The organism is Lentzea terrae, assembly GCF_003265345.1.
In the GTDB taxonomy this organism is placed as follows: Bacteria; Actinomycetota; Actinomycetes; order Mycobacteriales; family Pseudonocardiaceae; genus Lentzea; species Lentzea terrae.
Genome location: NZ_QFWW01000007.1, coordinates 58,493 through 83,997, shown reverse-complemented (window position 1 = coordinate 83,997; position 25,505 = coordinate 58,493). Strand labels below are relative to the sequence as shown.

23 protein-coding genes are annotated in these 25,505 nt (G+C 68.4%); 11 read left to right on the top strand and 12 right to left on the bottom strand.

Going from position 1 to position 25,505, the window contains the following annotated elements:
- Window positions 1–1,085, top strand: a 1,085-nt coding sequence (locus DI276_RS12315; protein WP_232836614.1) for a DUF4192 domain-containing protein, incomplete at its 5' end; no start/stop codon positions are given.
- On the opposite strand, the gene DI276_RS12310 is transcribed toward DI276_RS12315, so the two are convergent.
- The 4 genes from DI276_RS12310 to DI276_RS12295 are packed head-to-tail and all read right to left on the bottom strand — an operon-like array spanning window position 1,055 to window position 5,931.
- A complete protein-coding gene (locus DI276_RS12310; RefSeq protein WP_112263440.1) occupies window positions 1,055–3,058 on the bottom strand; it encodes a S9 family peptidase in 2,004 nt (667 codons plus the stop codon). The genes DI276_RS12315 and DI276_RS12310 overlap by 31 nt on opposite strands.
- Window positions 3,059–3,064: 6 nt before the next feature.
- Window positions 3,065–4,027 carry a UDP-glucose 4-epimerase GalE gene (gene galE, locus DI276_RS12305; RefSeq protein ID WP_112263788.1) on the bottom strand — a complete coding sequence of 321 codons (963 nt, stop codon included), beginning with the start codon at window positions 4,025–4,027 and terminating at the stop codon, window positions 3,065–3,067.
- Window positions 4,028–4,063: 36 nt separating this feature from the next.
- Window positions 4,064–5,239 (bottom strand): galactokinase, encoded by a 1,176-nt coding sequence (gene galK / locus DI276_RS12300; RefSeq protein ID WP_112263439.1) that lies wholly within the window; start codon window positions 5,237–5,239, stop codon window positions 4,064–4,066.
- Window positions 5,236–5,931, bottom strand: a complete 696-nt coding sequence (locus DI276_RS12295) for a metal-dependent transcriptional regulator (protein ID WP_112263438.1) — start codon at window positions 5,929–5,931, stop codon at window positions 5,236–5,238. Before DI276_RS12295 ends, galK begins: the two co-directional genes overlap by 4 nt.
- A gap of 78 nt (window positions 5,932–6,009) precedes the next feature.
- On the opposite strand from DI276_RS12295, the gene DI276_RS12290 reads away from it, so the two are divergent.
- Entirely contained in the window at window positions 6,010–6,861 is an 852-nt protein-coding gene (locus DI276_RS12290; protein ID WP_112263437.1) for a sulfurtransferase, read from the top strand.
- Between the two features lie 130 nt (window positions 6,862–6,991).
- On the opposite strand, the gene DI276_RS12285 is transcribed toward DI276_RS12290, so the two are convergent.
- Window positions 6,992–7,585, bottom strand: coding sequence for a DUF3558 domain-containing protein (locus DI276_RS12285; protein ID WP_112263436.1), 594 nt, complete (start codon window positions 7,583–7,585; stop codon window positions 6,992–6,994).
- 148 nt (window positions 7,586–7,733) lie between these two features.
- Here DI276_RS12285 and DI276_RS12280 point away from each other — a divergent pair, with 148 nt between their 5' ends.
- The 6 genes from DI276_RS12280 (at window position 7,734) to DI276_RS12255 (ending at window position 17,374) form a co-directional block, all read left to right on the top strand.
- Window positions 7,734–8,906, top strand: coding sequence for an acetoin utilization protein AcuC (locus tag DI276_RS12280; RefSeq protein ID WP_112263787.1), 1,173 nt, complete (start codon window positions 7,734–7,736; stop codon window positions 8,904–8,906).
- A 7-nt stretch (window positions 8,907–8,913) separates the two neighbouring features.
- Window positions 8,914–11,535: a bifunctional acetate--CoA ligase family protein/GNAT family N-acetyltransferase gene (locus DI276_RS12275; RefSeq protein ID WP_112263435.1), complete on the top strand. Its 2,622-nt coding sequence runs from the start codon at window positions 8,914–8,916 to the stop codon at window positions 11,533–11,535.
- A 191-nt stretch (window positions 11,536–11,726) separates the two neighbouring features.
- Entirely contained in the window at window positions 11,727–12,512 is a 786-nt protein-coding gene (locus tag DI276_RS12270) for a glutamate ABC transporter substrate-binding protein (RefSeq protein ID WP_232836613.1), read from the top strand.
- Window positions 12,513–12,543: 31 nt separating this feature from the next.
- Window positions 12,544–13,311, top strand: a complete 768-nt coding sequence (locus DI276_RS12265) for a GntR family transcriptional regulator (protein ID WP_112263433.1) — start codon at window positions 12,544–12,546, stop codon at window positions 13,309–13,311.
- A gap of 38 nt (window positions 13,312–13,349) precedes the next feature.
- The gene (locus DI276_RS12260; RefSeq protein WP_112263432.1) at window positions 13,350–16,880 is read left to right on the top strand and encodes a hypothetical protein; all 3,531 of its coding nucleotides are present in this window, start codon (window positions 13,350–13,352) and stop codon (window positions 16,878–16,880) included.
- Window positions 16,881–16,981: 101 nt separating this feature from the next.
- A complete protein-coding gene (locus DI276_RS12255; protein ID WP_232836612.1) occupies window positions 16,982–17,374 on the top strand; it encodes a hypothetical protein in 393 nt (130 codons plus the stop codon).
- Between the two features lie 53 nt (window positions 17,375–17,427).
- On the opposite strand, the gene DI276_RS12250 is transcribed toward DI276_RS12255, so the two are convergent.
- From DI276_RS12250 to DI276_RS12225, 6 genes are all read right to left on the bottom strand, one after another.
- A complete protein-coding gene (locus DI276_RS12250) occupies window positions 17,428–17,949 on the bottom strand; it encodes a hypothetical protein (protein WP_112263430.1) in 522 nt (173 codons plus the stop codon).
- Window positions 17,942–18,526, bottom strand: a complete 585-nt coding sequence (locus tag DI276_RS12245) for a hypothetical protein (RefSeq protein WP_112263429.1) — start codon at window positions 18,524–18,526, stop codon at window positions 17,942–17,944. The genes DI276_RS12250 and DI276_RS12245 overlap by 8 nt, the downstream gene beginning before the upstream one ends.
- A gap of 71 nt (window positions 18,527–18,597) precedes the next feature.
- Window positions 18,598–19,776, bottom strand: a complete 1,179-nt coding sequence (locus tag DI276_RS12240; RefSeq protein ID WP_112263428.1) for an RtcB family protein — start codon at window positions 19,774–19,776, stop codon at window positions 18,598–18,600.
- Window positions 19,777–19,786: 10 nt separating this feature from the next.
- Entirely contained in the window at window positions 19,787–20,458 is a 672-nt protein-coding gene (locus DI276_RS12235; RefSeq protein WP_112263427.1) for a hypothetical protein, read from the bottom strand.
- A gap of 48 nt (window positions 20,459–20,506) precedes the next feature.
- Window positions 20,507–21,307, bottom strand: a complete 801-nt coding sequence (locus tag DI276_RS12230; RefSeq protein ID WP_112263426.1) for an ABC transporter permease — start codon at window positions 21,305–21,307, stop codon at window positions 20,507–20,509.
- Complete coding sequence (locus tag DI276_RS12225; RefSeq protein ID WP_112263425.1) at window positions 21,304–22,260, bottom strand: ATP-binding cassette domain-containing protein; 957 nt, start codon at window positions 22,258–22,260, stop codon at window positions 21,304–21,306. The genes DI276_RS12230 and DI276_RS12225 overlap by 4 nt, the downstream gene beginning before the upstream one ends.
- A gap of 98 nt (window positions 22,261–22,358) precedes the next feature.
- On the opposite strand from DI276_RS12225, the gene DI276_RS12220 reads away from it, so the two are divergent.
- The 3 genes from DI276_RS12220 (at window position 22,359) to cpt (ending at window position 24,647) form a co-directional block, all read left to right on the top strand.
- Window positions 22,359–23,678 (top strand): NAD(P)-binding domain-containing protein, encoded by a 1,320-nt coding sequence (locus tag DI276_RS12220; RefSeq protein WP_112263424.1) that lies wholly within the window; start codon window positions 22,359–22,361, stop codon window positions 23,676–23,678.
- 10 nt (window positions 23,679–23,688) lie between these two features.
- Complete coding sequence (locus tag DI276_RS12215) at window positions 23,689–23,886, top strand: hypothetical protein (RefSeq protein WP_157984664.1); 198 nt, start codon at window positions 23,689–23,691, stop codon at window positions 23,884–23,886.
- A 206-nt stretch (window positions 23,887–24,092) separates the two neighbouring features.
- Window positions 24,093–24,647: a chloramphenicol phosphotransferase CPT gene (gene cpt / locus DI276_RS12210; protein ID WP_232836611.1), complete on the top strand. Its 555-nt coding sequence runs from the start codon at window positions 24,093–24,095 to the stop codon at window positions 24,645–24,647.
- Here cpt and DI276_RS12205 read toward each other — a convergent pair.
- Window positions 24,625–25,437 (bottom strand): radical SAM/SPASM domain-containing protein, encoded by an 813-nt coding sequence (locus DI276_RS12205; protein ID WP_112263421.1) that lies wholly within the window; start codon window positions 25,435–25,437, stop codon window positions 24,625–24,627. The two genes, cpt and DI276_RS12205, sit on opposite strands and share 23 nt — an antisense overlap.
- Window positions 25,438–25,505 lie beyond the last annotated feature (68 nt).

Sequence of the window (25,505 nt, the reverse complement as noted above, 5' to 3'; positions counted from 1 at the left end):
ACCCCGGCTTCCCGCCCACCCCACCCGCCAAAGTGGGCCCCATGCCCACAACCCTCCCGAAACCGATCCGAGTCCGCGGCGCCGGTGACCTCTACGCCGCGATCCCGCACCTGATGGGGTTCCACCCGGCCGAGTCGCTCGTCGTGCTGGTGCTGAAAGACCACGTCATCAGCATGACCATGCGCGTCGACCTACCGCGTCCACGACATCGGGGAATGCTGGCGGCCCAACTGGAAGCGCCCCTGCTCGAACACGGGGCGACAGACGTGATCCTCGTGGTCGTGTGCCCGCCGTGCGAACACATGCCCGAGGAACTGCCGCACGAGCCGTTGGTCACCGCGCTCAGACACAAACTGGGAGGCGTGGGCGTCGAGGTCGTCGAGGCGGTGTGGCTGCCGTCGTGTCAGAAGGACGCGCCCTGGCTCTGCTACCTCGACGTCGACTGCCACGGAACGCTTCCGGATCCGCAGCAGTCCGCAGTTGCTGCCGCGTCAGCGCACGAGGGCCACGTGACGTTCGAGTCGCGCGCGGCCATGGCCGCGATCGCCGCACTGGACCCGCCTGATGCGCTGGAACGCCGATCCGCGTTGCTCGACGACCTCACGACGAGTTCCGGCGAGCCTGATCCCGGCGTCGAACTGCACCGGGTGCGTGACGCGATCGATGCCGTGGCCGACCGCAAAGGACCGTTGCCGGACGCGGAGATCGTCGCATTGGCGAGGGCGCTGGCGGTGCCCGAGGTGCGGGACGCCAGCATGGCGTTCGCGACCCAGGCCAGGTCCAGGCAGGCCGAACACCTGTGGCTGGAGCTCACGAGGTCCTGCCCGGCCCCGGAACGCGCCGAGCCCGCTTGCCTGCTCGCGTTCTACGCCTACCAGCGCGGTGACGGCGGGATCGCGGCCATCGCGCTCGACGCGGCCGAGGAGTCCTGTCCCGGCCACTCGTTGGCCAAGCTCCTGCGAGCCGCTCTGAGCACCGCGGTCCCGCCGGATGAGATGCGGGAGCTGTCCAAGAAGTACCTGGACGACGCCCGCAGGTTGCTCGCCGGCAGCACTCAGAGCAGTTCCGGTCGCTCCCAGTCCTGATCCAGGACGTGCTCGGCGAGGAACGCCCACACCGTCTCGTACCAGACCCGAGAGTTCCCGGGGGTGAGAATCCAGTGGTTTTCGGTTGGGAAGTAAAGGTACTTCGCATTGACCCCGTGGCGGACGAGGTCGAAGTACAGCCGATGCCCCTCGCCGATGGGAACCCGGTAGTCCTTATCCCCGTGGATGACGAGCATGGGGGTCTTGATGTCGGCGACCCGCAGGTGCGGGGAGTTGGCCTGGATCCGCTCCGGCTGGGTGAGGGGGTCGCCCATCTCCCGCATCCAGAAGTAGGAGCTGTCGGTGCCGCCGGAGAACGCGTCGAGGTGCCACAACGAAGCGTGGGTGACGATCGCGCGGAACCTGTCGGTCTGGGTGGCGATCCAGTTGGCCATGTAGCCGCCGAACGAACCGCCCATCGCGGCGGTGCGGGAAGCGTCGATGTCGCGTCGCTCGACCGCGGCGTCCGTGATGGCCATGAGGTCGGTGTAGGGCTCGGCGCCCCAACGACCCCAGCCGGCCTCGATGAACTCGGGTCCGTACCCGGTGGACAGGGCGGGGTCGGGCAGCAGGATGGCGTAGCCGCGGGCGGCCATCAGCCACGGGTTCCAGCGCCAGGTCCAGCCGTTCCAGCTCATGACCGGACCGCCGTGGACCCACAGCACCAGCGGTGCGGGGGAGTCGGCGGAGGCGCCTTCCGGCAGCACCAGCCAGGCACGGACGGTCCTGCCGTCGGCGACGACGGTGGAGATCTCCGTGAGTGTGCCGGGCACCGAGTCGATGGCACCGGGCGCGCGCAGCCGTTCTGGATCCTGGTCGGCTCCGGTGGTGGCGAACCGCACGGGCTGTGGCGGGTGGTCGATCGAGTTGCGGAGTGCGTACAGCGTCTTGCTGTCCGGGCTCACGACCACGTCGCTGTAGTAACCCGAGATCGTCAGCTTCGTGACCTCGCCGCTCCCGAGGTCGAGCCGCCACACCGGCTGATGTCCGAGATGGCTGGCGGTGAAGAACACCGCGGACCCGTCAGGACTCACCACCGGGTGGTCCGGCTCCTCCTGGAAGCCGGGCGCCAGTGGCGTGATCGAGTCGTCCGCCAGGTCGATGCGGATCAGGTCGCGCCGGTATGGAGTGTCCGCAGTGGACTCGCGGAACCGGATCGCGATCACAGCGGAGCCGTCGGGAGTGAAGGCGGCGTCGGAGAACGAGAAGCCGTCCTCGGAGGCGATGGCGCGCGACGAGCTGCCGTCCGTGGCCACGAGCCGCAGTTCGGTCCGGCGGCCGTAGGAGGCGCTGACGTCGACGCCGTGGCCGTGGACGGCCCACTTCCCGTCGAGGCTCAGCGCGATGTCCTCGTCGCTGAACCTGCTTTCGGCATCTTCGCTGAGGGTGGCGACCTTCTCGGCGGTGATGTCCGCGAGAGGGGCCGAGAACAGGCGCGGGTAGCTCGGCCCGAGGTCGGCGTCCCAGTACCTGATCGGGTACGACTCGTGCAGGATCGCCGTCACGCCGGCGTCCTCACGGGCCTTGCGCTTGGCGTCGTCCTGGTCTCCGAAATCCGTGAAACGGTACGCCGACGACGTGAAGAGAAGCGTCTCGCCCGCGGTGCGGATCTGGCCGACTCCGCCTCCCGGCCGCAGCAGCTCGGCGGCCTCACCGTGGACGGGAAGCCGCCACAGCGCCTTCTTTTCGTTGGTCTGGCCCGGCTTCGCGAGCGGGTCCGGGCGCGCCGACAGGAACAGCAGCGAACCATCCGGTGCGAAGACGGGGGAGGATTCGCCCTTGGCGGAGCGGGTGAGCCTGACGGCGTCCCGCTCGCCGGTGGGGTCGATCTCCCAGAGGGAGCCCTGCCACGTCTTGCCGTCAGCAGCGAGCGAGGAGACGACCGTGACGAGCCGCGTGCCGTCCGGGGACAGCGCGAGCGACCCGAGCCTGGGCGTGGCGTTGTAGCTCTCGAAGGAGGCGAAGTCGGTCATGCCGGCTCAGGCTCCGTGCCGGGCGCGGGTGAACTTCCACGCGTCGCGGACGATGCCGGTGAGGTCGGCGCGCTCGGGTTTCCAGCCGAGCTCCGTGCGGGCCCGCTCGGCGGAGGCGACGAGAACGGCCGGGTCGCCCGCGCGCCTGGGGGCGACGACGGCGGGGATCGGGTGGCCGGTGACCTCGCGGCAGGTGTCGATGACCTGCTTCACCGAGAAGCCCGTGCCGTTGCCGAGGTTGTAGATCCGGTGCTCGCCGGCGGTGGCGTGGTCGAGCGCGAGGAGGTGGGCGTCCGCGAGGTCCGTGACGTGGATGTAGTCGCGGATGCAGGTGCCGTCCTCGGTGGGCCAGTCCTCGCCGTAGATCGAGATGTGCTCCCGCTGCCCGAGCGCGACCTGGAGGACGAGCGGGATCAGGTGGGTCTCGGTCGTGTGCCGCTCGCCGATGCTGCCGTAGGCGCCGGCGACGTTGAAGTACCGCAGGCTCGTCGCCGCCAGGCCGTGCGCGGCGGCGTACGACGTGATTGCGTGGTCGATGGCCAGCTTGGTGGCGCCGTAGGTGTTGGTGGGCGCGGTCGGCGCGGTCTCGGGGATCGGCACCTCCCGCGGCTCGCCGTACGTCGCGGCAGTCGAGGAGAAGACGAGCTTCGGCGTGCCGTGATCCTTCATCGCGTCGAGCAGATGAATCGCAGTAAGGACGTTGCCCGTCCAATACTTGCCGGGGTCCTGCATGGACTCGCCAACGAGGGACTTCGCCGCGAAGTGCAGAACACCGTCGAACCCTTCCGCGAGGACGTCACCGATCACCTCGGCGATGTCGCCCCGGATGAAGCGCGCTCCCGCGGGGACAGCGTCCTCGTGCCCGGTGGAGAGGTCGTCGAGGACGACCACCTCGTGTCCGGCTTCGAGCAGCCGGGCGGCGCACACGCTGCCGACGTATCCGGCCCCGCCCGTGACGAGCAGCTTCACCACAGTCCTCGCATTCCTGGTCAAGATCGTTGTTCGCTACCGGTCCCTGCCCGCGCCCGCGGACGGAACAGCCGTGAAGAGCCTCGGCCGCGCAAGCGAGCGCGAGGCAAAGCCGGCGAGCACCCGGCGTTCGACCTCGTCGCGTCGCTCGACTGGAACGAGGGCGATGGCCGAGCCGCCGAAGCCGCCGCCGATCATCCTGGCGCCGAGCGCACCGGCCGCCATCGCGGAGTCGACGGCGACGTCGAGCTCCAGGCAGGAGACCCGGTAGTCGTCCCGGAGACTCGCGTGGGAGGCCGAGATGAGGGGGCCGATGTCGGCGAGCTCGCCCGCGCGGAGCAGCTCGACGGTGCGCAGGACCCTGTCGTTCTCGGTCACGACGTGCCGCACCAGCGGACGCAGCTCTTCGGGCAGCCGGACGAGCGTGTCGTCGAGTTCGGCGATGTCGACGTCGCGCAGGGCGGGGACGCCGAGGATGCCCGCGGCGCGCTCGCAGCCCGCCCGCCGGGCGCCGTAGCCGCCGTCGACGTGGGAGTGGCTGGCGCGGGTGTCGACGACCAGCACCTCGAGCCCGCTGGCAGCCGCGTCGAACGGGATCTGTTCCGACTTGCTGGAGCGCACGTCGTAAAACAGGGCGTGCGCTTCGACGCAGCACAACGATGCCGTCTGGTCCAGGATGCCGGTTGGCGCGCCCACGAAGTCGTTCTCGGAGCGCTGCACCCAGCGCGCGATCTCGGGCCGCTCGGCGTCGACGCCGGCGAGCCCCAGCAGAGCGAGGGCGACGGCGCACTCCAGAGCGTGCGACGAGGAGAGACCGGCCCCGGCGGGCACGTCGCCCGCGAGGACGAGGTCCGCTCCTCCGCTGACGTTGATCCCCTGCTCGCGGAGGGCCCAGGCGACGCCACTGGGGTACGCGGCCCACCCCTTGACGGTGCCGGGGACTAGGTCCGCCACCACGACCGGGTCCGCGTCCTGCACCCCGCCGTCGTCGCCCAGCGTGCTGACGGTCAGCACACCGTCCACACGGGGCGACGCCGCGACCGCGATGCGGTGGGGCAACGCGAACGGCAGCACGTAGCCGTCGTTGTAGTCGGTGTGCTCACCGATGAGGTTGACGCGGCCCGGTGCCGACCAGACCCCATCGGGAGTGCGTCCGTGCAGGCGTTGGAACGCCGCGGCCGCCTTCTCCGCCGGTGTGGCCGCCTGGGTCACCGGGCGAGCACCAGGACGGCGTGGGCGACCGCGGGGTCGAGTTCCGCCACGTTGCCGTTGCCGCCCCGCACCTGGACGACCTTGGCGCCGCCGAGCGCGTCGACCTGCACGGTGCCGCCCGGCACCACGCCGGCGTCCTTCAGTTCGGCCATGAGGTCCGGGTCGAGCTGGACGTGCTCGGCGATGCGGCGCACCTCGACGCGGCCACCGCCGCGGCGGGCCACCTCGTCCACGCGCACCAGGTCCGCCTCGGCGGGCGGGGCGGGCTCGCCGTCGCCCAGCTTGTCGAGGCCGGGGATCGGGTTGCCGTAGGGCGAGGTGGTGGGGTTGCCGAGCAGCTTGATGAGCTTGCGCTCGACCGCCTCGCTCATCACGTGCTCCCAGCGGCATGCCTCGCTGTGCACGTGCTCCCACTCGAGCCCGATGATGTCCACGAGGAGGCGCTCGGCGAGCCGGTGCTTGCGCATGACGGCGATCGCGAGGTTGCGGCCCTGCTCGGTGAGCTCGAGGTGGCGGTCCTCCGCCACCACGACCAAGCCGTCGCGCTCCATGCGGCCGACGGTCTGGCTCACCGTCGGTCCACTTTGGCCGAGACGCTCGGCGATGCGGGCGCGCAGAGGCACGACGCCCTCTTCTTCGAGCTCGTAGATCGTGCGGAGATACATCTCCGTGGTGTCGATGAGGTCGTTCACACCCGCTCCCCTTCGTATGGTGTCAATGGTAGTCGTGCCGGGGGACACAGGTGTCCGCGCGGGTGCAGGATGTGAGTCGTGCATCCCTTGATCACTCCTGAGGCCCTCGCCGACGCGCTCAGTGCGCGGCCGGCCACCGTCGTGCTGGACGTCCGGTGGCGTCTCGGTGGACCACCCGGACGCCAAGACTACGAGGTCAGCCACGTGCCTGGCGCGGTGTACGTGGATCTCGACACCGAGCTGTCCGCCCCGCCGGGCGTTGGTGGCAGGCATCCGCTGCCGGATCCCCAGCTGCTGCAGGACGTGCTGCGCCGCGCAGGCGTGCGCGAGGGCGGGCGTGTCGTGGCGTACGACGCAGGGGACGGCTCGGTCGCCGCGCGGGTGTGGTGGCTGCTGAGGTGGGCCGGCTACGGCGAGGTGGCGGTGCTGGACGGCGGGTTCGCCGCGTGGGAGGCGGCCGGCCTGCCGGTGACGGCCGAGGTACCGGCGGCCCTGACGGGTGACGCGGCCGGGGACGTGGTGGTGCGTCCTGGGCAGATGCCCGTCCTGGATGCAGACGAGGCGGCGGCGCTCGCTCAGGAGGGCGTGCTGCTCGACGCGCGGGCGGCGGCGCGCTACCGCGGCGAGACCGAGCCGGTGGACCCGAAGGCTGGACACATTCCGGGGGCACTCAACGCGCCGACGACCGGGCACGTGGGCGCGGACGGGCGGTGGCTCGGCGCGGACGAGTTGGCGGAGCGGTTCGAGGGCATCGGCGTGTCGAGTGACGTGGCTGTTGGCGCGTACTGCGGGTCTGGTGTGACCGCGTCGTCTGTTGTGCTGGCGCTGGAGGTTGCCGGGATCACATCGGCTGAGAAGCCTGCGGCGCTGTACGCCGGGTCGTGGTCCAACTGGTGCGCGTTGGACCGGGAGGTCGCGACCGGCGGCTGACCTGTCTGCGGCTGAGGTGGGCGGCGCGCGGCGGTGGCTGAGCGGGCCGTGGGTGGCACGGACGGTGGCTGGCGCGACGGGCGCGATCGCGGGGTGACTGATCCGCCCGTCGTGCATGGCGACGACCTGGTCAGGCGTTCGGGATGCGGTCGAAGCCTTGGGTGGCGAGTTTCAGGGCTGCTGCGCAGGTGTCGAAGTCCTCGATGGCCAGGACGCTCACCGAGAAGGCCGAGGTGATGGCTGCCGGGTCGTCGGTGAGCATGACGGTCACCTGGCAGTCCGCCTTGGAGGAGCTGACCTGCCAGGCGGTGTTGCCGCCGATTTCGAGCTGCTTCTTCTCGCCCTCTTGGTCTGTCACGTCGGGGACCGTGACCATCTGGGTGATGAAGGTCGAGGGGTCGGTGGTGCTGTGGGTGCAGCTGCCGTCCGCTGAGGTCTTGCCGCCGGTGGCGGCTTGGATGTCTGCGGACTTGAGTACGCCGCAGGTTTCCAGGCCGGTGGTCTTCTTCTTGGCGGTGATCTTGACGTTGCCCTGTTGTTTCGGGGCGGGGGTTGAGGTCGGGGTGCTGGTCGAGGGCTTCTTCGAGGTTGCGGGTGGGGTGGCTGGGGCCTCGGCGGCGTTGGGGTCGGCTGTGGCTGAGCCCTTGATCTGGCCGCTGCAGCCGGTGAGGGCGGCGAGGGGCAGGATCAGCGCTAGGAGGACGGCCGCTGGTCGCTGGTGCATGTCGCCTCTGGTCCCTGTTCGGTGAGAGTGGTTTGGGCGCTGGTGGTTGGCGGAGGGACTGTAGGCGGGGCTGGGGAGGCGGGCGGCGAGCGGGTGGCTGCCAAGACGTGATCACCGGTTGGGCCGATCGGTGGGTAGGTTGCTGGTCATGGGTAAGCCAGCCGCTGTTGTCTGGGATCGGTCCTTCCTCGGGTACGACCTCGGTGGCGACCATCCGTTGAATCCTGTCCGGCTTGATCTGACGGTCCGGCTCGCCACGGCGCTCGGGGTGCTCGAGGGTGTGGAGTTGCGGGTGCCTGAGGCGGCCAGCGATGACGAGATCGAGCTGGTGCACAAGCCTGGGTACTTGAGTGCTGTGCAGGCTGCGCCCACGGCCGGGTGGGATGTCGGGCACGGGTTGGGGACGCCGGACAATCCGGTCTTTGAGCGCATGCACGAGGCTTCGGCGTTGGTGGTCGGCGGGTCGTTGGCGGCGGCGCGGGCGATTGCGTCCGGTGAGGTGGATCGGGCGGTCAACATCGCTGGTGGGCTGCACCACGCGATGCCGGACAGTGCGGCTGGGTTTTGCGTTTACAACGACTGTGCGGTGGCCATTGAGTGGTTGTTGCGCAGCGGGGTGGAGCGCATCGCGTATGTGGATGCCGATGTGCATCACGGGGATGGGGTGCAGACGGCGTTCTGGGACGACCCGCGCGTGTTGACGGTGTCGTTGCATCAGCATCCGATGAGCCTGTGGCCTGGGACCGGGTGGGCCGGTGAGGTTGGCGGCACAGGGGCTGAGGGGAGTGCGGTCAACGTGGCGTTGCCGGCCGGGACGAAGGACGGGGCGTGGTTGCGGGCGTTTCACGCGACGGTGCCGGCGTTGCTGAAGGCGTTTCGGCCGCAGGTGCTGGTCACGCAGTGCGGTGTGGACACTCACAAGGAGGATCCGCTCGCGGATCTCGCGTTGAGCGTGGACGGGCATCGGGCGATCTACCAGGCGTTCCGGGAGCTGGTGAACGAGCACGGGTTCAAGTGGCTGGCGCTCGGGGGCGGCGGGTACGAGCTGCTCAGGGTGGTGCCGCGGTCGTGGACGCACCTGCTGGCGACCGTGCTGGACCGCGATGTGGACCCGAACCGGCCGTTGCCCGCCGAGTGGGTCGCGCATGCGACACGCATCGCACCTGACTGGCCGTTGCCTGCGTCGATGACCGATGAGTGCGACGCTGTGCACCAGCCGTGGGGCGGGGACGCGCAGGAGCCGGTGGACAAGGCGATTCGCGACACGCGTCGCGCGGTATTCCCGTTGCACGGGCTCGATCCCGACGACCCCAGGGACTGAAACCACAGTGGGCTCCAGAGATCCGTTCGACTTTCCCCGGCAGTGGGAGGCGGACGTCGTCCTCAGCGACGGCCGCACGGTTCACCTGCGACCGATCACACCGGACGACGGCGACAAGCTGCGGGAGTTCCACGGGCGGCTGTCCGAACGGACGCGGTACTTCCGCTACTTCGGGCCCTACCCGCGCATCCCGCAGCGGGACCTCGAGCGGTTCAGCACGGTCGACCACCACGACCGGGTGGCGCTCATCGCGCTGCTCGGCGACGACATCGTCGCGGTCGGCAGGTTCGACCGGCTGCACGAGGGGGAGTCGGCCGAGGTCGCGTTCGTCGTCGAGGACGGGCACCAGGGGCGTGGGCTGGGCAGCATCCTGCTCGAACACCTCGCCGCCGCGGCCAGGGAGGTCGGGCTCACCCGGTTCGAGGCCGAGGTGCTGGCCGAGAACGGGCAGATGGTCCGGGTGTTCCGCGACGCCGGGTACCAGGTCAGCAGGGCGTTCGAGGAGGGCGTGCTGCACCTGGAGTTCGCGATCGACCCCACCGACGAGTCCGTCGCCGTCGCCAGGGCCCGCGAGCAGGCCGCCGAGGCCCGCAGCGTGCACAACCTGCTGCACCCCAGGTCAGTCGCCGTCATCGGGGCGTCCACCGACCCGACCAAGATCGGGCACGCGGTCCTCAAGAACCTCCTCGAAGCGGACTTCAACGGGCCCGTCTACCCCGTCAACGCCGAGCACCGCGCGGTACGGGGTGTCCGGGCGTACCCGACCGTGCTCGACATCCCCGACGACGTCGACCTCGCCGTCGTCGCCGTTCCTGCGGCCAGCGTCGACGAGGTCATGGACGCGTGTCTCGCGAAGGGCGTGAAGGCGCTCGTCGTCGTCAGCAGCGGCTACGGCGAGACGGGGCCGGACGGGCTGTCAGCAGAACGCAGGCTCGCGGCCGAGGCGAGAGCGCACGGCATGCGCGTCGTCGGTCCGAACGCACTCGGCGTGCTCAACCTCGACCCCAAGGTCAGGCTCAACGCGAGCCTCGCCCCGCAGCTGCCGACGAGAGGCCGCGCGGGCTTCTTCTGCCAGTCCGGCGCCCTCGGCACGGCCATCCTCGCCAACGCCGCTGGCTGGGGCCTCGGCCTGTCCACGTTCGTCTCGGCGGGCAACCGCGCCGACGTCTCCGGCAACGACCTCCTGCAGTACTGGGAGACCGATCCCGCCACCGACGTCGTCCTGCTCTACCTGGAGTCGTTCGGCAACCCGCGCAAGTTCGCCAGGCTCGCGCGACGGCTCGGCCGCACCAAGCCGATCGTCGCGGTCAAGTCCGGCCGGCACGCCGTCGTCCCCGGTCTCGCCGCCACCGGCGCCAAGGTCGACGAGGCGAGCGTCCAGGCGCTGTTCGAGCAGGCCGGTGTGATCAGGGTCGACTCGCTGGCCCAGCTGTTCGACACCGCGCTCCTGCTGGCCAACCAGCCGCTGCCCAAGGGCAAGCGCGTCGCCGTCGTCGGCAACTCCACCGCCATCGGCCTGCTCGCCGCCGACACCCTGCTCGCCCAGGACCTCGAACTCGCCGGCGAGCCCGTCGACGTCGGCGCGCAGGCCACCCCCGAGGAGTTCGCCAAGGCCGTCCAGGAAGCGCTCAACCGCCCCGACACGGACGCCCTCGTCGTCGTGTTCGTGCCACCGATCGCCGTCCCCGGCACGGCCTATGCCCGCGCGCTCAAGGAAGCCGCGCACGGCACGAAACCCATCGTCTCCACGTTCCTCGCGGTCGAAGGAATTCCGGACGAGCTGAAGGTTCCCGGGAAAGGTTCCATTCCGAGCTACGCCAGCCCGGAACGCGCCGTTCTCGCATTGGCCCGCATGATCCGCTACGCCCGCTGGCGCGCCGCACCCCAGGGCAACTTCACCCGGCCCGACGGCATCGACCTCGACCGCGCGAGGTCCATTGTGGACAACACCGAGTCGGAACAACTGCTCGACGACCAGAAAGCCGTCGAACTGCTGAACTGCTACGGCATCGACGTCGTCCCGTTCCGCATCGCCCACAGCGCCGAGGAAGCCGCGCAGGCCGCCGGCGAACTCGGCTACCCGGTCGCGATGAAAGCCACCAGCGAACGCCTCCGCCACCGCACGGACCTCGTCGGCGTCCGGCTCGACATCGCGCAGCAGGAATCGGTCAAGGCTGCGTACCACGATCTCGCGGCACTGAGCGGTAAACCCGGCGTGTACGTGCAACGCATGGCGCCCAAGGGAGTCAGCTGCGTCCTCGGCCTGCAGGACGACCCGAGCTTCGGCACGTTGGTCTGGTTCGGACTGTCAGGTCTCGTCAGCGATCTTCTCGGCGACCGCGCCTACCGGGCAGTACCCCTCACCGACACCGACGCCGCGGAACTCGTTGCCGCACCGAAAGCCGCACCCCTACTGACGGGTTACCGCGGCGACGAACCCGCGGATCTGAAAGCGCTTCAGGAACTGGTACTCCGTTTGGCGGCACTGGCAGAGGACCTCCCGGAGGTTCGTTCGCTCAAACTCGAACCTGTTCTTGCTTCTGCCGCAGGGGCTTTCGTCAGCAGCGCGCGCATCGTCATCGGGCCACCTCCGTCCCTGCACGATGCCGGTCCGCGCCGCTTGCGCTGACCGCATCGTCGCAACGATTCCGTTGTCTCATTCGCCCCGAGGTATGGACATGCGTCCGATCGCCGCTTAGGTTTCCGGCATCGCCGAGCAACGTTGCATCCTGCGTCGGCGCATGCCCGTGGAATAACTCGTAAGAGGGACGAATGACGCCGAGAGCGCTCCTCCGCCTGCTGGCGACAACATGTGCGGCCGTGCTTTTGCTCGCCTCCTGCGCGGGCGGCGACGAGAACACGATCCTCGGGAGGGCCAGCGCGAACGACCGCCTGACCATCGCCGTCTCCTACGACCAACCGGGCATGGCGGTGCGCAGGCTCGACGGCAGCTACCGCGGGTTCGACGTCGACGTCGCCAAGTTCATCGCGAACGAGTTCGGCGTCAAGGAGCAGAACATCACCTGGAAGGAAGCGCAGCCCGGCAACCGGGAGACGCTCCTGACCAGCGGTGAGGCCGATCTCGTCGTCTCCACCTACTCGATCACGGACAAGCGCAAGGAACTGATCGACTTCGTCGGCCCGTACTTCGTCGCCGGTCAGGACCTGCTGGTGCGCATGAACGAGACCCGAATCGACGGCCCGAAGTCGCTCAACGCCAGCCTGCGCCTGTGCTCCACCGCGGGCTCCACCTCCGCGGCCTACGTGCGCGACCAGTTCGCGAACGACGTGAAGATGGTCGAGTACGCGAAGTTCAGCGACTGCGTGACGGCGCTGCTCGCGGAGAACGTCGACGCCGTCACCACCGACGACGTCCTGCTCGCGGGCTACGCGGCCCAGAACCCCGAGCTGCTGCGGGTCGTCGGCGACCCGTTCAGCAAGGAGGAGTACGGCGTCGGCCTGCACCGCAACGACCCCGCCAGCAAGGCGAAGGTCCAGGCCGCGCTGCAGAAGATGATCGACACGGGCGCCTGGCGGAAGTCGCTGGAAGCCAACATCGGATCTTCCGGCTACAAGATCCCCGACCCGCCGAAGCTGGCCCCCTGATCACACAAGGTGTGACGTATGCTCACGCCACGTGAACCGAGTGCCGCCGCACCGCGCTGATCGACCCGTTCGCGCGGGCATTCCAGAACACGGCCGTGTCCCGCGCTACTACGCGGTGAAGGCCGAGCTGTTCGACCTCGTCGAGACCCTCGGCGAAGGCACCGTCCTGCCGTCCGAACGCGAGCTCGCCGAACGGTTCTCCGTCTCGCGCGTCACGCTCCGCCAGGCCGTCAGCGAACTGGTGCTCGAAGGCAAGCTCATCCGTCGCCAGGGCAGCGGCACGTTCGTCGCGCCGCCGAAGCTCGTCCAGCCGTTGTCGCTGGTCAGCTACACCGAGGGCATGCGGCGTCAGGGTGTCGAGCCGACCCGCACGGTGATCACGCTCGAGGAGCTCAGCGCCGACGACGGCCTCGCCCGCGACCTGATGCTCGAACCGGGCGACCCGGTCGTCCACCTCGAACGCGTCCTGCTCGCCGACGACGAGCGCATCGGCCTCGAGTCGACCTACCTGAGCAGCCGCCGCTTCCCCGACCTGATGGACAAGCTCGACCCCGCCGGATCGCTCTACGCGTGCCTCACCGAACGGCTCGGCGTGCGGTTCGCCGAGGCCGAGGAACGCGTCGAGACGGTGCTCGCGACACCGAGGGAAGCCCTGCTCATCGGCACCAACCCCGCGTTGCCGATGCTGCTGCTGCACCGCGTCTCCTACGACGTGGAAGGCCACCCGATCGAACGGGCCCGGTCGCTCTACCGGGGCGATCGGTTCAGCTTCGTCGCCAGGCTGCACGCAGACCGTTAGACACGGAACAGAATCGGTCTCCGAAGCGTCAGAGGATCATGGCGCTGGAACCGGAGATCGGGCTCGTCGGCAGGGACGACATCACCGCACTGGTGGAGTCCCTGGTGGAGCGCCGCGCGAAGCAGACCCTGCCGGTGATCGTCGCGTTCGGTCCTGGCGGCAGCGGCAAGACGGCGCTGCTCGACCACGTCCGCCGGCGCTACCCCGACGCACCCACCGCCAAAGTCGATCTCGACAAGGCCGGTTCCCGCTCCTGCAAGGACATCCTCGACGTCGCCGCCGAACAGCTGCGGTCCTACCAGCACGCCGAGTTCGGCCGCATGCGCCTGCCCCGCTACGACCTCGCCCGGCTCGCGTTGCAGACCGAGCAGACCGACGACCCGCATCACCGCGCCCGTGAGCTCGCCGCCAAGCAGATGACCCGGCTCGTCGCGGTCGCCGACGCCGCCGAGGTCGTCGAGGTGCTGCCGCCCGCGCAGGGCCTCGGGAAGGTGCTCAGGCCACTGCTGCTGTGGCTCATCGGACTCGCCGTGGTCGCGCCGCGGCCGTTGCGCTGGCTGCTCGGCGGGCCGCGGGTCGCGAGTGCGTTGCGCTGGTTCGAGAACTACGTGGGGCGCCCGAAGTTCGACGCTGCGCTCGTGCACATGTGGAACCTGAACCGGGCCGGCGACACGCTGGCGATCGACCGGTTGCTCGTCGCCGCCTTCCTCGCCGACATCACGGCCGCCTACCGGTTCCGCCGCTACCGCAGGATGAACAGCCTGTTGCTGCTCGACGGCGCCGACCTCCTCGACGGCATCGACTCCTACCTGCCACCGAAACGGCCACGGCCAACCGCGCGCGCCACCGACTTCCTGAGTCTTCTCGCTGAGCGGCGCGACCAGGAGCCGCACGTGCCGCTGCTCGTGATCGCCACCAAACAGTCCGCGCCCTCGTTGCCCGACTCGACGGTGTTCAAGCCAGTCCGCCTGGAACCCTTCACGTTGGCGCAGACACGGCAGTTCCTCGCCGAGTGGAACCGCACCCGCAACAGCACCGTCGAGTCCGAAGCGCTCGTCGAGGAGTTGCAGGAGGTCACGCACGGCCATCCGCTCGCGGTCCGGCTCGCCATCCAGCTCGTGCAGTTCGTGTTCGCGCGCGACCAGGTGCTGCCGTCGGTGCGCTCGGTGTTCGACGAACGGCTGCCGGTCGACGAGACCACGACGTTCCAGGACGCCACGGTCGGCGACTACCTGCTTCTCCGCTTCTTCCAACGGATTCCCGGTGCCGAGGAAATGCCGGAACGCGAGGCCGCGCGCGAGATCTTCGCCCGCCTCGCCGCCCCGCGCCTGCTCGACCGGCACGTGATCCGCGCGCTGCTGCCGGCCACCTGGTCGGCCGAGAACATGCGCAGTCTCCTGGCACAGCTCAGTTTCGTGACGCAGCAGGGCGACAACTTCGTGCTGCACCCGTTGTTGCGCGACCTGCTGGCGCGCAGACTGCGCGAGGTCCCGGAAGGCCAACCGTTCTCGCACACGAATGTCCATCGGTTGCTGAAGGATCGCTACGACAGTCTCGGGCAACGCGAAGACGCGCTCTACCACGCCCTGGCGCTCGGCGAAGTCCACCTCGTCGCGCATCGCCTGCGCCCGCACGTCGACGAACGCAGCGACCGCTGGATCGCCGAGCTCGCGGCCATCGCGGAAGCCCCGATGCCGCCCGGCGAAGGCGAACCGGAGTTCGAGGACCAGCCGGTCACGTGGTGGGAACGTCTGCGCACCGGCACGAAGAAGAACCTTCACCGCCGCTACGACCGCGTGGTGCGGCCGGAGACCGGGCTACTGGAGGACGCCGTCATCGCGACCTGGGAACTGCGGTCACGCAGCCGGATCGTGCGGCCGACGGTCGAGATGTACGACCGCGTGCTGCGCACCCACCAGGAGCTCGACGGCGCCGAGGAACGCCTCACCGCTTACCGCACAACGAAACGCGCGCTCGAACACAACACACCCGCGTCGCCGCCGGCATCGTTGCCGCGCTCGTCCAGCGTCGCCCGCTACCCGTATCCGCGACGCTGGCCCGGCCGCAACGCGTTGCGCCGCGTGGCCGTCTACCTCGTCGTCGTGCTGCTTGTGTTATACGGCGCGGCATTCTACTTGCAGACCAGCAACTACTGCCTGCGTTACGGCCTCTACGAACCCGACGAGCTCGTCGCGGACCTCGCCGGTAAGCGGACTCGTCTGTCCAAAATGGATGGAGTGCAGTGCGTTGGCCTGAGCGAGAAACCGGGCCGGTTCGCCTACGGTGACCCGACGTTGCAGAACAACGACGACGCGGAGGTCGAGGAGCTCGCCAAGCTCATCGCCGAGGAGAACGACCGCGCCGCCAAGGTGAGGGACCGCAGCGTCGTCACGATCGTGGTCGCCACGATGCTCAGCTCCAACGAGCGGGTGAAACGCGACCTGTCCGCCGGGGTGAACGAGCTGCGTGGCGCGTATCTGGCCCAGCGAGACTGGAACCAGCTCGACGGTCTCGGCCGCAACCCGTTGGTGCGCCTGGTTCTCGCGAACTTCGGCGGCGAGTCCGCACACGCGGAGGTCGTCGCGCGGCAGATCCGCGAGTACGCAGAGCGCGACCCGAAGGTGGTCGCCGTGACCGGGCTCGGGCAGAGCCGCGGCACCACGCAGTCCGCGCTCGGCGTCCTGGGTCCGTCGAAGGAACACCCGAACGGCATCCCGATGGTCGGCTCGTCGCTGTCGTCGACGAGTTTCAGCCTGATGCCCTACTTCTTCCGCATCGCGCCGTCCAACAAGCGGCAGGCTCAGGTCGCCGCCCGGATCATCGAACGCACCGAAGCGTTGCGAGGGCGTCCGTTGCACCTCATGCGGAGCACCGGTGACGAGTACAGCTCGGATCTCGCGGAGGAGTTCCAGGACGTGCTCAGGCCGGAACTGCACGACTACGACGAGACAGCGAACGCGGTGGCCGCGCAGCTCGGCAACGTCGTGCGGGACATCTGCCAGAAGTCACCGAACCCGCTCATCCTCTACACGGGCCGCACAGCGGAAGTCGGCGGGCTGCTGACCGAGCTGAGTCGCAGCAACTGCACCGATCCGGTGGTGTTCGGCGGTGACGACCTGACCCAGCTGGAGACGACGAACTTCACGGATTTGGAAGACATCAAACGATTCGCCGACGGCAGGCTGTACTTCACGACGTTCGCGTGGACGTCCGGCCGCGAGCCGATTCCCCAGTCGACGCAACAGTTCTTCACCACCTATGAGGCGGCGCAGAAGCGGCACGCGCGGAAGGCATTCCTTTCGGGCCCCAACGGACACATTATGTTGGCTTATGACTCCGTCAGCGTGGTCGCGCAGTCAACTGGCGTTGAGGCGTCACGAGAAGCGGTATTCGGCAAGCTGCACACTTTGCGTGACTTCCCGGGCGCGTCCGGGAGGCTGACGTTCGCCCGGCCCGGCGCGGGCGGGCTGTCCGGTGCGGATCCGGCCGACAAGCTGGTCGTGGGTCAGATCGTCAAGCTGGACAACGGGTTTCTCGTGTCTCGATACGTCGCGCATGAGGGTGTGTAACGGTTCGGCGAAGTGACTGCGGGTCACCGGACCTCGTTTGCGCGCAGGAAGATACCGCCCGTTCGCACTCGTTTCCCGCTCAAGTCGCGGAGGTACTGTTGATGGCACGAACTCAGGATGTCCGCAACGGTGCGGAGGAGCGGGGGTGTGCCGTGTCCTTCAAGGCGGAGTTCCTCGCTGAACTCGAGGACTGTCTGCGCGGCTACGGCGCGGTCCCGGTGAGCAATCACGACGCACTCGCGCTGTTCATCGAGTTCGTGCGAGCTCTTCCGGAGAGCGACCAGAGGCTGCGCTGCCTCGAAGGCGTCGACCAGGGTTCCGGGTCGTTCTGGAACAACCCGGCGGTGTGGTGGGAGCAGGTGCCGCGGTTCGGTGCCGGACTGGCGCGCTGCGGATCGGCGGAGTGCCGCAAGCTGCTGGACGACATGCTCGACGAGGCGATCAGCGACGAGATCGACGTGCTGGAGATGGAGATCCGCGAGCTGCCCAGCTAGGTGTGCCTGCCGGCGCCGCCACCTGTTACGGCCACGGCGCCGGGGCTACCAACTCATTTCACGGCGACGAGCGACTTGAACAATTCCCGATAGCGGTGGAGAGCCAGTCGCAAGTCCTCTGTCTGTGGATCACCGTTTCCCTCGAGTTGCTGCGTGAGTGAACGGTGCCGGGTTGTGAGCTCCTCGATCGCCCGCTTCACGAGGTCGTCCGCCTTGCGCACGGCCGCTTTCGGGTCGTCGACGAACTCGTACTGCACGCTCTGCCACTCGTCCTCGAGCTTGCTGGACGGCCGCTGCCCAGTGGGCTGCTCTGTGCGCTGCTGCTCACCGCGCTGGTGTTCAGTGCGCTGTTCGGCACGCTGTTCGGAACGTTGGTCAGCGCGCTGGTCCGAACGTTGGTCAGGGCGCTGGTCGGCACGCTGGTCGGTCCGCTGCTCTGCGTGTTGCGGCGGCTGTTGCTGCGGCATGCGGTCGGTCGGCGGCGTGCGCTCTTCCGCCTGCCGCTCGGTCTGCTGCGGCAGCGGCCGAGCCGGGGTCGGCGTGGGAACCGCTGCGTGGGTAGGTGTCTCAGACATCCGTCTTCTCCTTCCGCACGGCGTCACGGTCCTTGCTCGGAGCCGCACCGTGTTCGAGCAGGTCGGTGAACAGCTCGCGGTAGTGCACCATCGCGGTGCGCAGGTCCTCGGTGCTCGCCTCGCCGATCTCCTGGCGTTCGGAGATGTCGTGCGCCTTGCGGTAGTGCTCGAGAGTCCGGGCGTGTTCCACCGACAGGACGCTCAGTTGCGCCTCGTAACCCTCGGTGGGATAGCCGCGCTCGGCCATCAGATCCGTCACCAGCCGGTCGGCGTCCGCGATCGCCTTGTCCGGCGAGTCGACGAACTTCGCCTGCACGTCCGCCCAGTGCCGGCGGTAACTCTCCTGCGCCGACGGGGAAAGCGGCTTCAGGTCGAACTCGCTGTGGCGGTGCTCGCGTTCGGCGAGCTCCTTCTCCGCGGCCGTTCTGTTGTCGCTCTGCTCGACCGCGCGGTCGTACTCGGGGCCGAAGCGGTCGCGCAGCTTCTTGCGCTGCATGGCGGGCCTCAGCACGAAGGCGAGGACCACCAGCACCACGAGAACCGCGACCACCAGGCCGATGATGGCGCCCGTTGACATGGAAAAACCTCCAAGACAGGCAAAAACTTTCTGCTGTCCTGGAGGCTTCCCACGAACTCGCGGTGGAAACATCAACCCTTGATACAAACCACCTGCTTGAGCTTGGCGACCACCTCGACCAGATCGGACTGGTTCGCCATCACGGTGTCGATGTCCTTGTAGGCGCCCGGAATCTCGTCCACCACACCGGAGTCCTTGCGGCACTCGACGCCACTTGTCTGGGCGGCGAGATCCTTCGTGGTGAACGTCTTGCGGGCCTTGTTGCGCGACATCTTCCGGCCGGCGCCGTGCGACGCCGACTCGAACGAGTCGGGGTTCCCGAGACCGCGCACGATGTACGAGCCGGTGCCCATCGAGCCCGGGATGATGCCCAGCTCGCCGCGCCCGGCCCGGATCGCGCCCTTGCGGGTCACCAGCACGTCCTCACCGAAGTGCGTCTCCTCGGCCACGTAGTTGTGGTGGCACGAGATCGGCTCCTCGAAGAGGATGTGCGGGAACTCGGCACGCAGCACGTCGCACACCAAACGCAGCATGACCGCGCGGTTACGCCGCGCATAGTCCTGCGCCCAGTAAAGGTCGTGCCGGTACGCGCCCATCTCCGGCGTGCCCGCGAGGAACACCGCGAGGTCCGGGTCCGGCAGCTCGGCGTTGTGCGCGAGCGTGCGCGCCACCGAGATGTGGTGCTGCGCCAGCTCGTTGCCGATACCGCGCGACCCGGAGTGCAGCATGACCCACACGCGCTGGTCGGTGTCCAGGCAGACCTCGAGGAAGTGGTTTCCTCCGCCGAGCGTGCCCATCTGGTGCATCGCCTTGTCGGCGCGCGCCTTCACGGCAGGCGTGAGGTCGTCGAACTTCCGCCAGAACGAAGCCCAGTCGGACGCGTCCCTTTCGGTGAACGCGGTCGCCTTGTGCTGTCCGAAACCGACGGGAACCACGGCCTCCATGCGCGATCGCAGATCGCGCAGTGTCTCCGGCAGGTCGCTGGCCGTGAGCGAGGTGCGCACGGCGGCCATGCCGCAGCCGATGTCCACGCCGACGGCCGCGGGGGAGACGGCGTCGCGCAACGCGATCACCGATCCCACCGTGGCCCCCTTGCCGTAATGCACGTCCGGCATCACGGCGATGTGCTTGACGGCCCACGGCAGCGCGGAGATGTTCTGAAGCTGTTGCATGGCGAACTCTTCGACCTCGTCGGGCCGAGTCCACATGCGGATGTCCACGTTCTTGCCGTGGACGACGTGTGCTGCCATGGCTATGAGGTTAGGCGGCGTTTTGGTTGATCCACAAAGGAGTTTCCGCGCCGACGAACTCCCAGTCGCCCTTGCGGATCTTGGCCTTGCTCATGTCGCCGCCGATGTTCGTGACGAACGCCCGCACCGTCGGGAGGTCGTTGACGTCCGCGATGAGGATCGCCTTGTTCTGCAACGTGACGCTGCCGCCGCCGAGCTTCTCGCGCGCGACGGCGTCCTTGAGGAGGCCTTCGCGGACCTGCTTCGCCGTGATGCCGTCGACCTCGACCTGCACGGCGTCGACCTTCGGCGAGTTCGCGGGCAGGAACCGGAACGTCAGCACCGACTCCTGCCTGAACTGCTTGCTGATCGTCGAGGCGGTGTGGCGCAGGCTCTCCTCGTTGAGCGTGACGTCGAACTTGCGGGAGCGTTCGAACGTCGTCTGCTGCAGGTCGCTGGACCAGAACACGCCGTCCAGCAACGTGGAGCGGGTGGTGATGCCGCCGTTGGCGAACACGATGCCGCGCACCTCGCGGTCGAACTTGACCAGTCTGTCCTGCAGCCGCGGGTCGTCCGGGTCCGTGATGATCGCGGTGTTGTTGGTCGCGAAGATCTCCGGGCACGGCAGCGGTGCGCCCGCCGCCGTGCCAGTGGAGACCGTGATCGCCAGTACCGACGTGACTGCCACCAGAAGCTTTCGCATGGGGCACAACGTATGGCTCCTGGGGGCACGGGGCATACCCCGTTCCACTCAGCGGGCCACCGCGCGTTTGTACTGGCTGTTGGCCAGCGGGACGAAGATCAGCAGGAAGATCACCACCCAGCCGAGCGAGGCGAGCACGGGGTGCTGCAGGGGCCACACGTCCGGCGCGGGCGACAGGGGAGAGGTGTTGCCGAACAGTTCGCGGGTCGCCTGCGTGACCGCGGAGACCGGGTTCCACTCCGCGAAGTGGCGGAGCACGGTGGGCAGCTTCTCCGACTGCACGAACGTGTTCGCGATGTAGCTGAGCGGGAAGATGAAGATGAAGCTCGCGTTGTTGAACACCTCGGGACTGCGCACCAGCAACCCGACCCACGCCATCGCCCACGAGAACGCGTAGGCGAAGAGCAGCAGCAAGCCGACTCCCGCGAGCGCCTCCAGCGGTGAGGAGTGGATGCGCCAGCCGACGACCAGGCCGCTGAGCATCATGATGACGACGACCAGCGCGTTGTTGACGAGGTCCGAGGTCGTGCGGCCGATCAGCACCGCGGACCGGGCCATCGGCAGCGAGCGGAAGCGGTCGATGATGCCCTTGGTGATGTCCTCCGCCAGGCCGCTTCCGGTGATCGTGGCGCCGAACAACACGGTCTGCGCGAAGATGCCCGCCATCAGGAACTCGCGGTAGTCCATGCCGGGGATCTCGATCGAGCCGCCGAACACGTAGGCGAACAGCAGCACGAACATGATCGGCATGATCGTCGCGAACACCAGCAGGTCGGGCACTCGCTTGATCTTGATGAGGTTGCGCTTGGCGACGACCGAGCCGTCGGCGAGTGCGTGCAGCAGCTTCACTTCTCGTCCTCCCCGTCGGCGTGGTGGCCGGTCAGCGTCAGGAACACGTCGTCCAGCGTCGGCCGGCGCAGACCGACGTCGAGCACCTTCACCGCCTCGCCGTCGAGCCGCCGGATCGCCTCGATCAGCACCGCGGACCCGCCCGCGATCGGCACGGTGAGGTGGTGCTGGCGTTCGTCGGTCTCCATCGGGCCGACGGCGAGGTCGGCGAGCGTGGACCTCGCGATGGCCAGCTCGGCGTTCGTGGCGACGGAGAGCTCGAGACGTTCGCCGCCGACCTGGTCCTTCAGCTGGTCGGCGGTGCCCTCGGCGATCACCTGGCCGTGGTCGATCACGGCGATCTGGTCGGCAAGGCGGTCGGCCTCCTCGAGGTACTGGGTGGTGAGCAGCAGCGTCGTGCCGCCTTTGACGAGCTCCTCGATCACGTCCCACATGCCGAGGCGTGACCTCGGATCGAGACCGGTGGTGGGTTCGTCGAGGAACAGGACGCTCGGTTTCGCGACGAGCGCGCCCGCGAGGTCGAGCCTTCTGCGCATGCCGCCGGAGTAGCCCTTGACCGGGCGGTCGGCGGCGTCCTCCAGGTCGAACCTGGCGAGGAGCTCGCGGGCGCGTTCGCGGCTCCTGGCGCGGCCGAGGTGGTACAGGCGGCCGACCATGTCGAGGTTCTCGAACCCGGTGAGGTTGTCGTCGACGGCCGCGTACTGGCCGGAGAGGCCGATGTTCTTGCGCAGCTCGTCGGCTTGCTTGCGGACGTCGAGCCCGGCGACGCGCGCCGTGCCCTCGTCGGCTTCGAGCAGGGTGGTGAACACCCGCACCGCCGTCGTCTTGCCTGCTCCGTTGGGTCCGAGCAGGCCCATGATGGTGCCTTCCTCGACTCTCAGGTCCAGGCCGTTGAGCGCGACGACCGACCCGTAGCGTTTGACCAGGCCTTCGGCCACGATCGCGTCTGTCATGCGGGCATCATGGACCTCGGGTCTGACAATTTCGTCCGATTTAGGTCCTTGCACCGGGTGATTGACACGCGGTTTGAACGTGAAAATACTTCAGAGTCATGGACCGCGTGTGCGTCATCGGGGCAGGCTCTTCCGGCATCGCCGCATGTCAGGTGCTCAGCGCCCGCGGCATCGACTACGACTGCTACGAGACCGGGTCCGAGATCGGTGGCAACTGGCGCTATCTCAACGACAACGGCATGTCGTCCGCCTACCGGTCACTCCACATCAACACCTCGCGGCAGATGATGGAGTTCAAGTCCTTCCCGATGTCCGCGCATCTGCCGGCCTACCCGTCGCACTTCCAGATCGCGGAGTACTTCGACGACTTCGTGAAGCACCACGGGTTCCGCGACCGCATCCGGTTCCGGACCGAAGTCGTTTCGGTTTCCGTCGCTTCGAGTGGTTATTCGGTCACTACGCGCGATCGCGACACGGGCGCTTCTGTTTCTGTGCCGTACCGTTCGGTCATCGTCGCTTCCGGTCACCACTGGTCGCCGCGTCTGCCCGAGCCCGCGTTTCCCGGTTCGTTCTCCGGCGAGGAGCTGCACGCGCACTTCTACAAGACGCCGGAGCGTTTCGCGGACAAGAAGGTGCTGGTTCTGGGCATCGGCAATTCCGCCTGCGACATCGCGGTGGAAGCGTCCAGGGTCGCGTCCCGGACCTTTCTGGCCATGCGGCGCGGCGCGCACATCATGCCCAAGTACCTGTTCGGGATGCCGACCGACCACCTGACGACCTCGCCGCTCGCCCGGTTCGCGCCCGCGTGGGTGCAGGCGCTGTCGCTTCGGGCGATGCTGCGGCTGGCGCGGGGGAAGCTTTCCTCCTACGGGCTGCCGGAGCCTTCGCACGGGATCCTCGCGGCGCACCCGACCGTGTCCGACGATCTGCTGACCCGGCTCGGGCACGGCGACATCACCGTGAAGCCGAACATTGCCCGGTTGGACGGGGTCGGCGTGGTTTTCGCCGATGGCAGTCGTGAGGACGTCGACGTCATCGTCTACTGCACGGGGTACAAGGTCGACTTCCCGTTCCTGGACTCGGTTGAGTTCTCGGCGGTGTCGTCCGCGGACAACGAGGTGTCGTTGTACCGGCGGGTCGTGGATCCGGCTCATCCCGGGCTGTACTTCCTCGGGCTAATCCAGCCGCTGGGGGCGATCATGCCGCTGGCCGAGGCTCAGGCCGAGTGGATCGCTGATCTGGTGTCCGGGCAGGCTGTGCTGCCTTCGGAGCCGGAGATGAAGGCGGAGATCACTTCTTACCGGGAGTCGCTGCGGAGCCGGTACGTGAAGTCGAAGCGGCACACGCTGGAGGTCGACTTCCTCGGGTACCAGCGCGAGTTGCAGGAGGAACGGCGGGCTGGCGCCGCTCGTCGCTGACGTCGGCTTGGTGCTGAGCTGGATCAACGGACCGTTCGGCGGCCCCCGGTACTTCTCGGGCATCGTCGGCAGGCTGCGCGACGACAGCCACCGGGTGCACCACTTCGCGCTGCTCGCCGAGCCCGTCACCGTGCTGGGCGGCTGCACGACCGCGGCTTCCGGCACGTCCGACTTGGCTGACCGACCCCAGGGCCGCCTTCCTTGTTGACCTTTGCAATGAGTCTTTTGACGACGTCCGCAAACGTTTTTTTCATCCGACGGGCTGGCCGCAGCGATATATCAGTGGCGGGAAGGGGCTGAGCTGGTGCTTAGCAATGAGTCTTTTGACTTTGTCGGCAAAAGAGTCATTGCTAGGGATGGTGAGCGGCGGGGAAATGAGGGGTGGGGTTGGGGCGGGCTGGGTACGGTCGGGGCGTGGGGTCGAGTGTTCAGGTGATCGTTCTCAACGGTGGGTCCAGCTCCGGCAAGTCGGGGATCGCGCGGTGTCTGCAGGCCGTGTTGCCTGAGGCGTGGCTGGCGATCGGGGTCGACACGTTGATCGACGTGATGCCGCCGCGGTTGCAGCTCGGGGCCGACGGGATCGGGTTCGCGGACGACGGGGACATCACGATCGGGGCGGAGTTCCGGCGCCTCGAGGACGCGTGGATGGAGGGCGTGGCCGCGATGGTGCGCGCTGGGGCGCGGGTGATCGTGGACGACGTGTTCCTCGGCGGGACCGAGTCGAGGCAGCGGTGGGAGAAGGTGCTGCTCGGGCTCGACGTGCTGTGGGTCGGCGTGCGGTGCGACGCCGCTGTGGCCGCGGGCCGGGAGCTCGCCCGCGGCGATCGGGTGTCCGGGATGGCCGAGGTGCAGGCCGACCTGGTGCATCGCGGGATGACTTATGACGTCGAGGTCGACACCACCCGCGCCGAGGCGGTCGAGTGTGCAAAGGCGATCGCTGAGCGGATCAAAGGCGCGGGGGATCGTTAGGGGCGCACGAGCCGCCGCCCTGGGGCCAGCAGGAAGTGCCTGCGGTCACGGGACCGGGAGAAGCGACCGTGGAGAGGATCGTCGGTAGATCCGTATCCAATATATTGCCGAGCGAGATCCAGCGGGCGAAGACGCACGGCCAGACCTCGCCGGTCGGGGCGATGGCGACGGCGCCGTGGCCGCAGCGACCGCACAGCTGGTCGGCACTGGGTGAAGCGTTTGCGCCGCGGCCCACCCCGCGGAGGCTGTCGACGCCGACTTGAGCGACGCCGAGCGACATGAGGTCGGCCTGGGCGGCGTGCGTGCGTTGCCGGCCGATGAAGTCGGACGAGCTGACATCGATGACACCGGCGCGCAGTGGGATGTCGCGGCCCAAGGCTTCGGCGATGTTGGCGCGCGTGCGGGCGTGACTGCCGCGGCGGCCGGTGATGGCCTCGTGCTGGGCGGCGGTGTCGGAGTAGTAGCTCGTCGCGAGGCGCACACCGGGACGGGAGAAGGCGTCCCAGAGACGCGGGCCCACGTGGACGAGATTGCTGAAGACCTCGACGGTCAGTCCGGCATCGAGTGCGCGATCCACCAACGCCGGTAAATCTGGGTGCAATGTCGGTTCGCCGCCGATGAACTGAACCGACTGCGCGCCGAGTTCGGCTACGTCGTCTATGACGCGGAACCAATCGGATGTTCGGAGCGTGCCCTCTGTGCCGTGCGGGCCGGAGTCCGCGTAGCAGTGCGTGCAGCTCAGTTGACATTTGCCGGTGATCTCGAGCCATGCGAAACGCAGGTCGGTCATGCCCGCTCCCCTGGACGTCGCCGTGCGATATCCATCTTGCCCCGGCGAGTCGCGAATGGAGCTGTCGA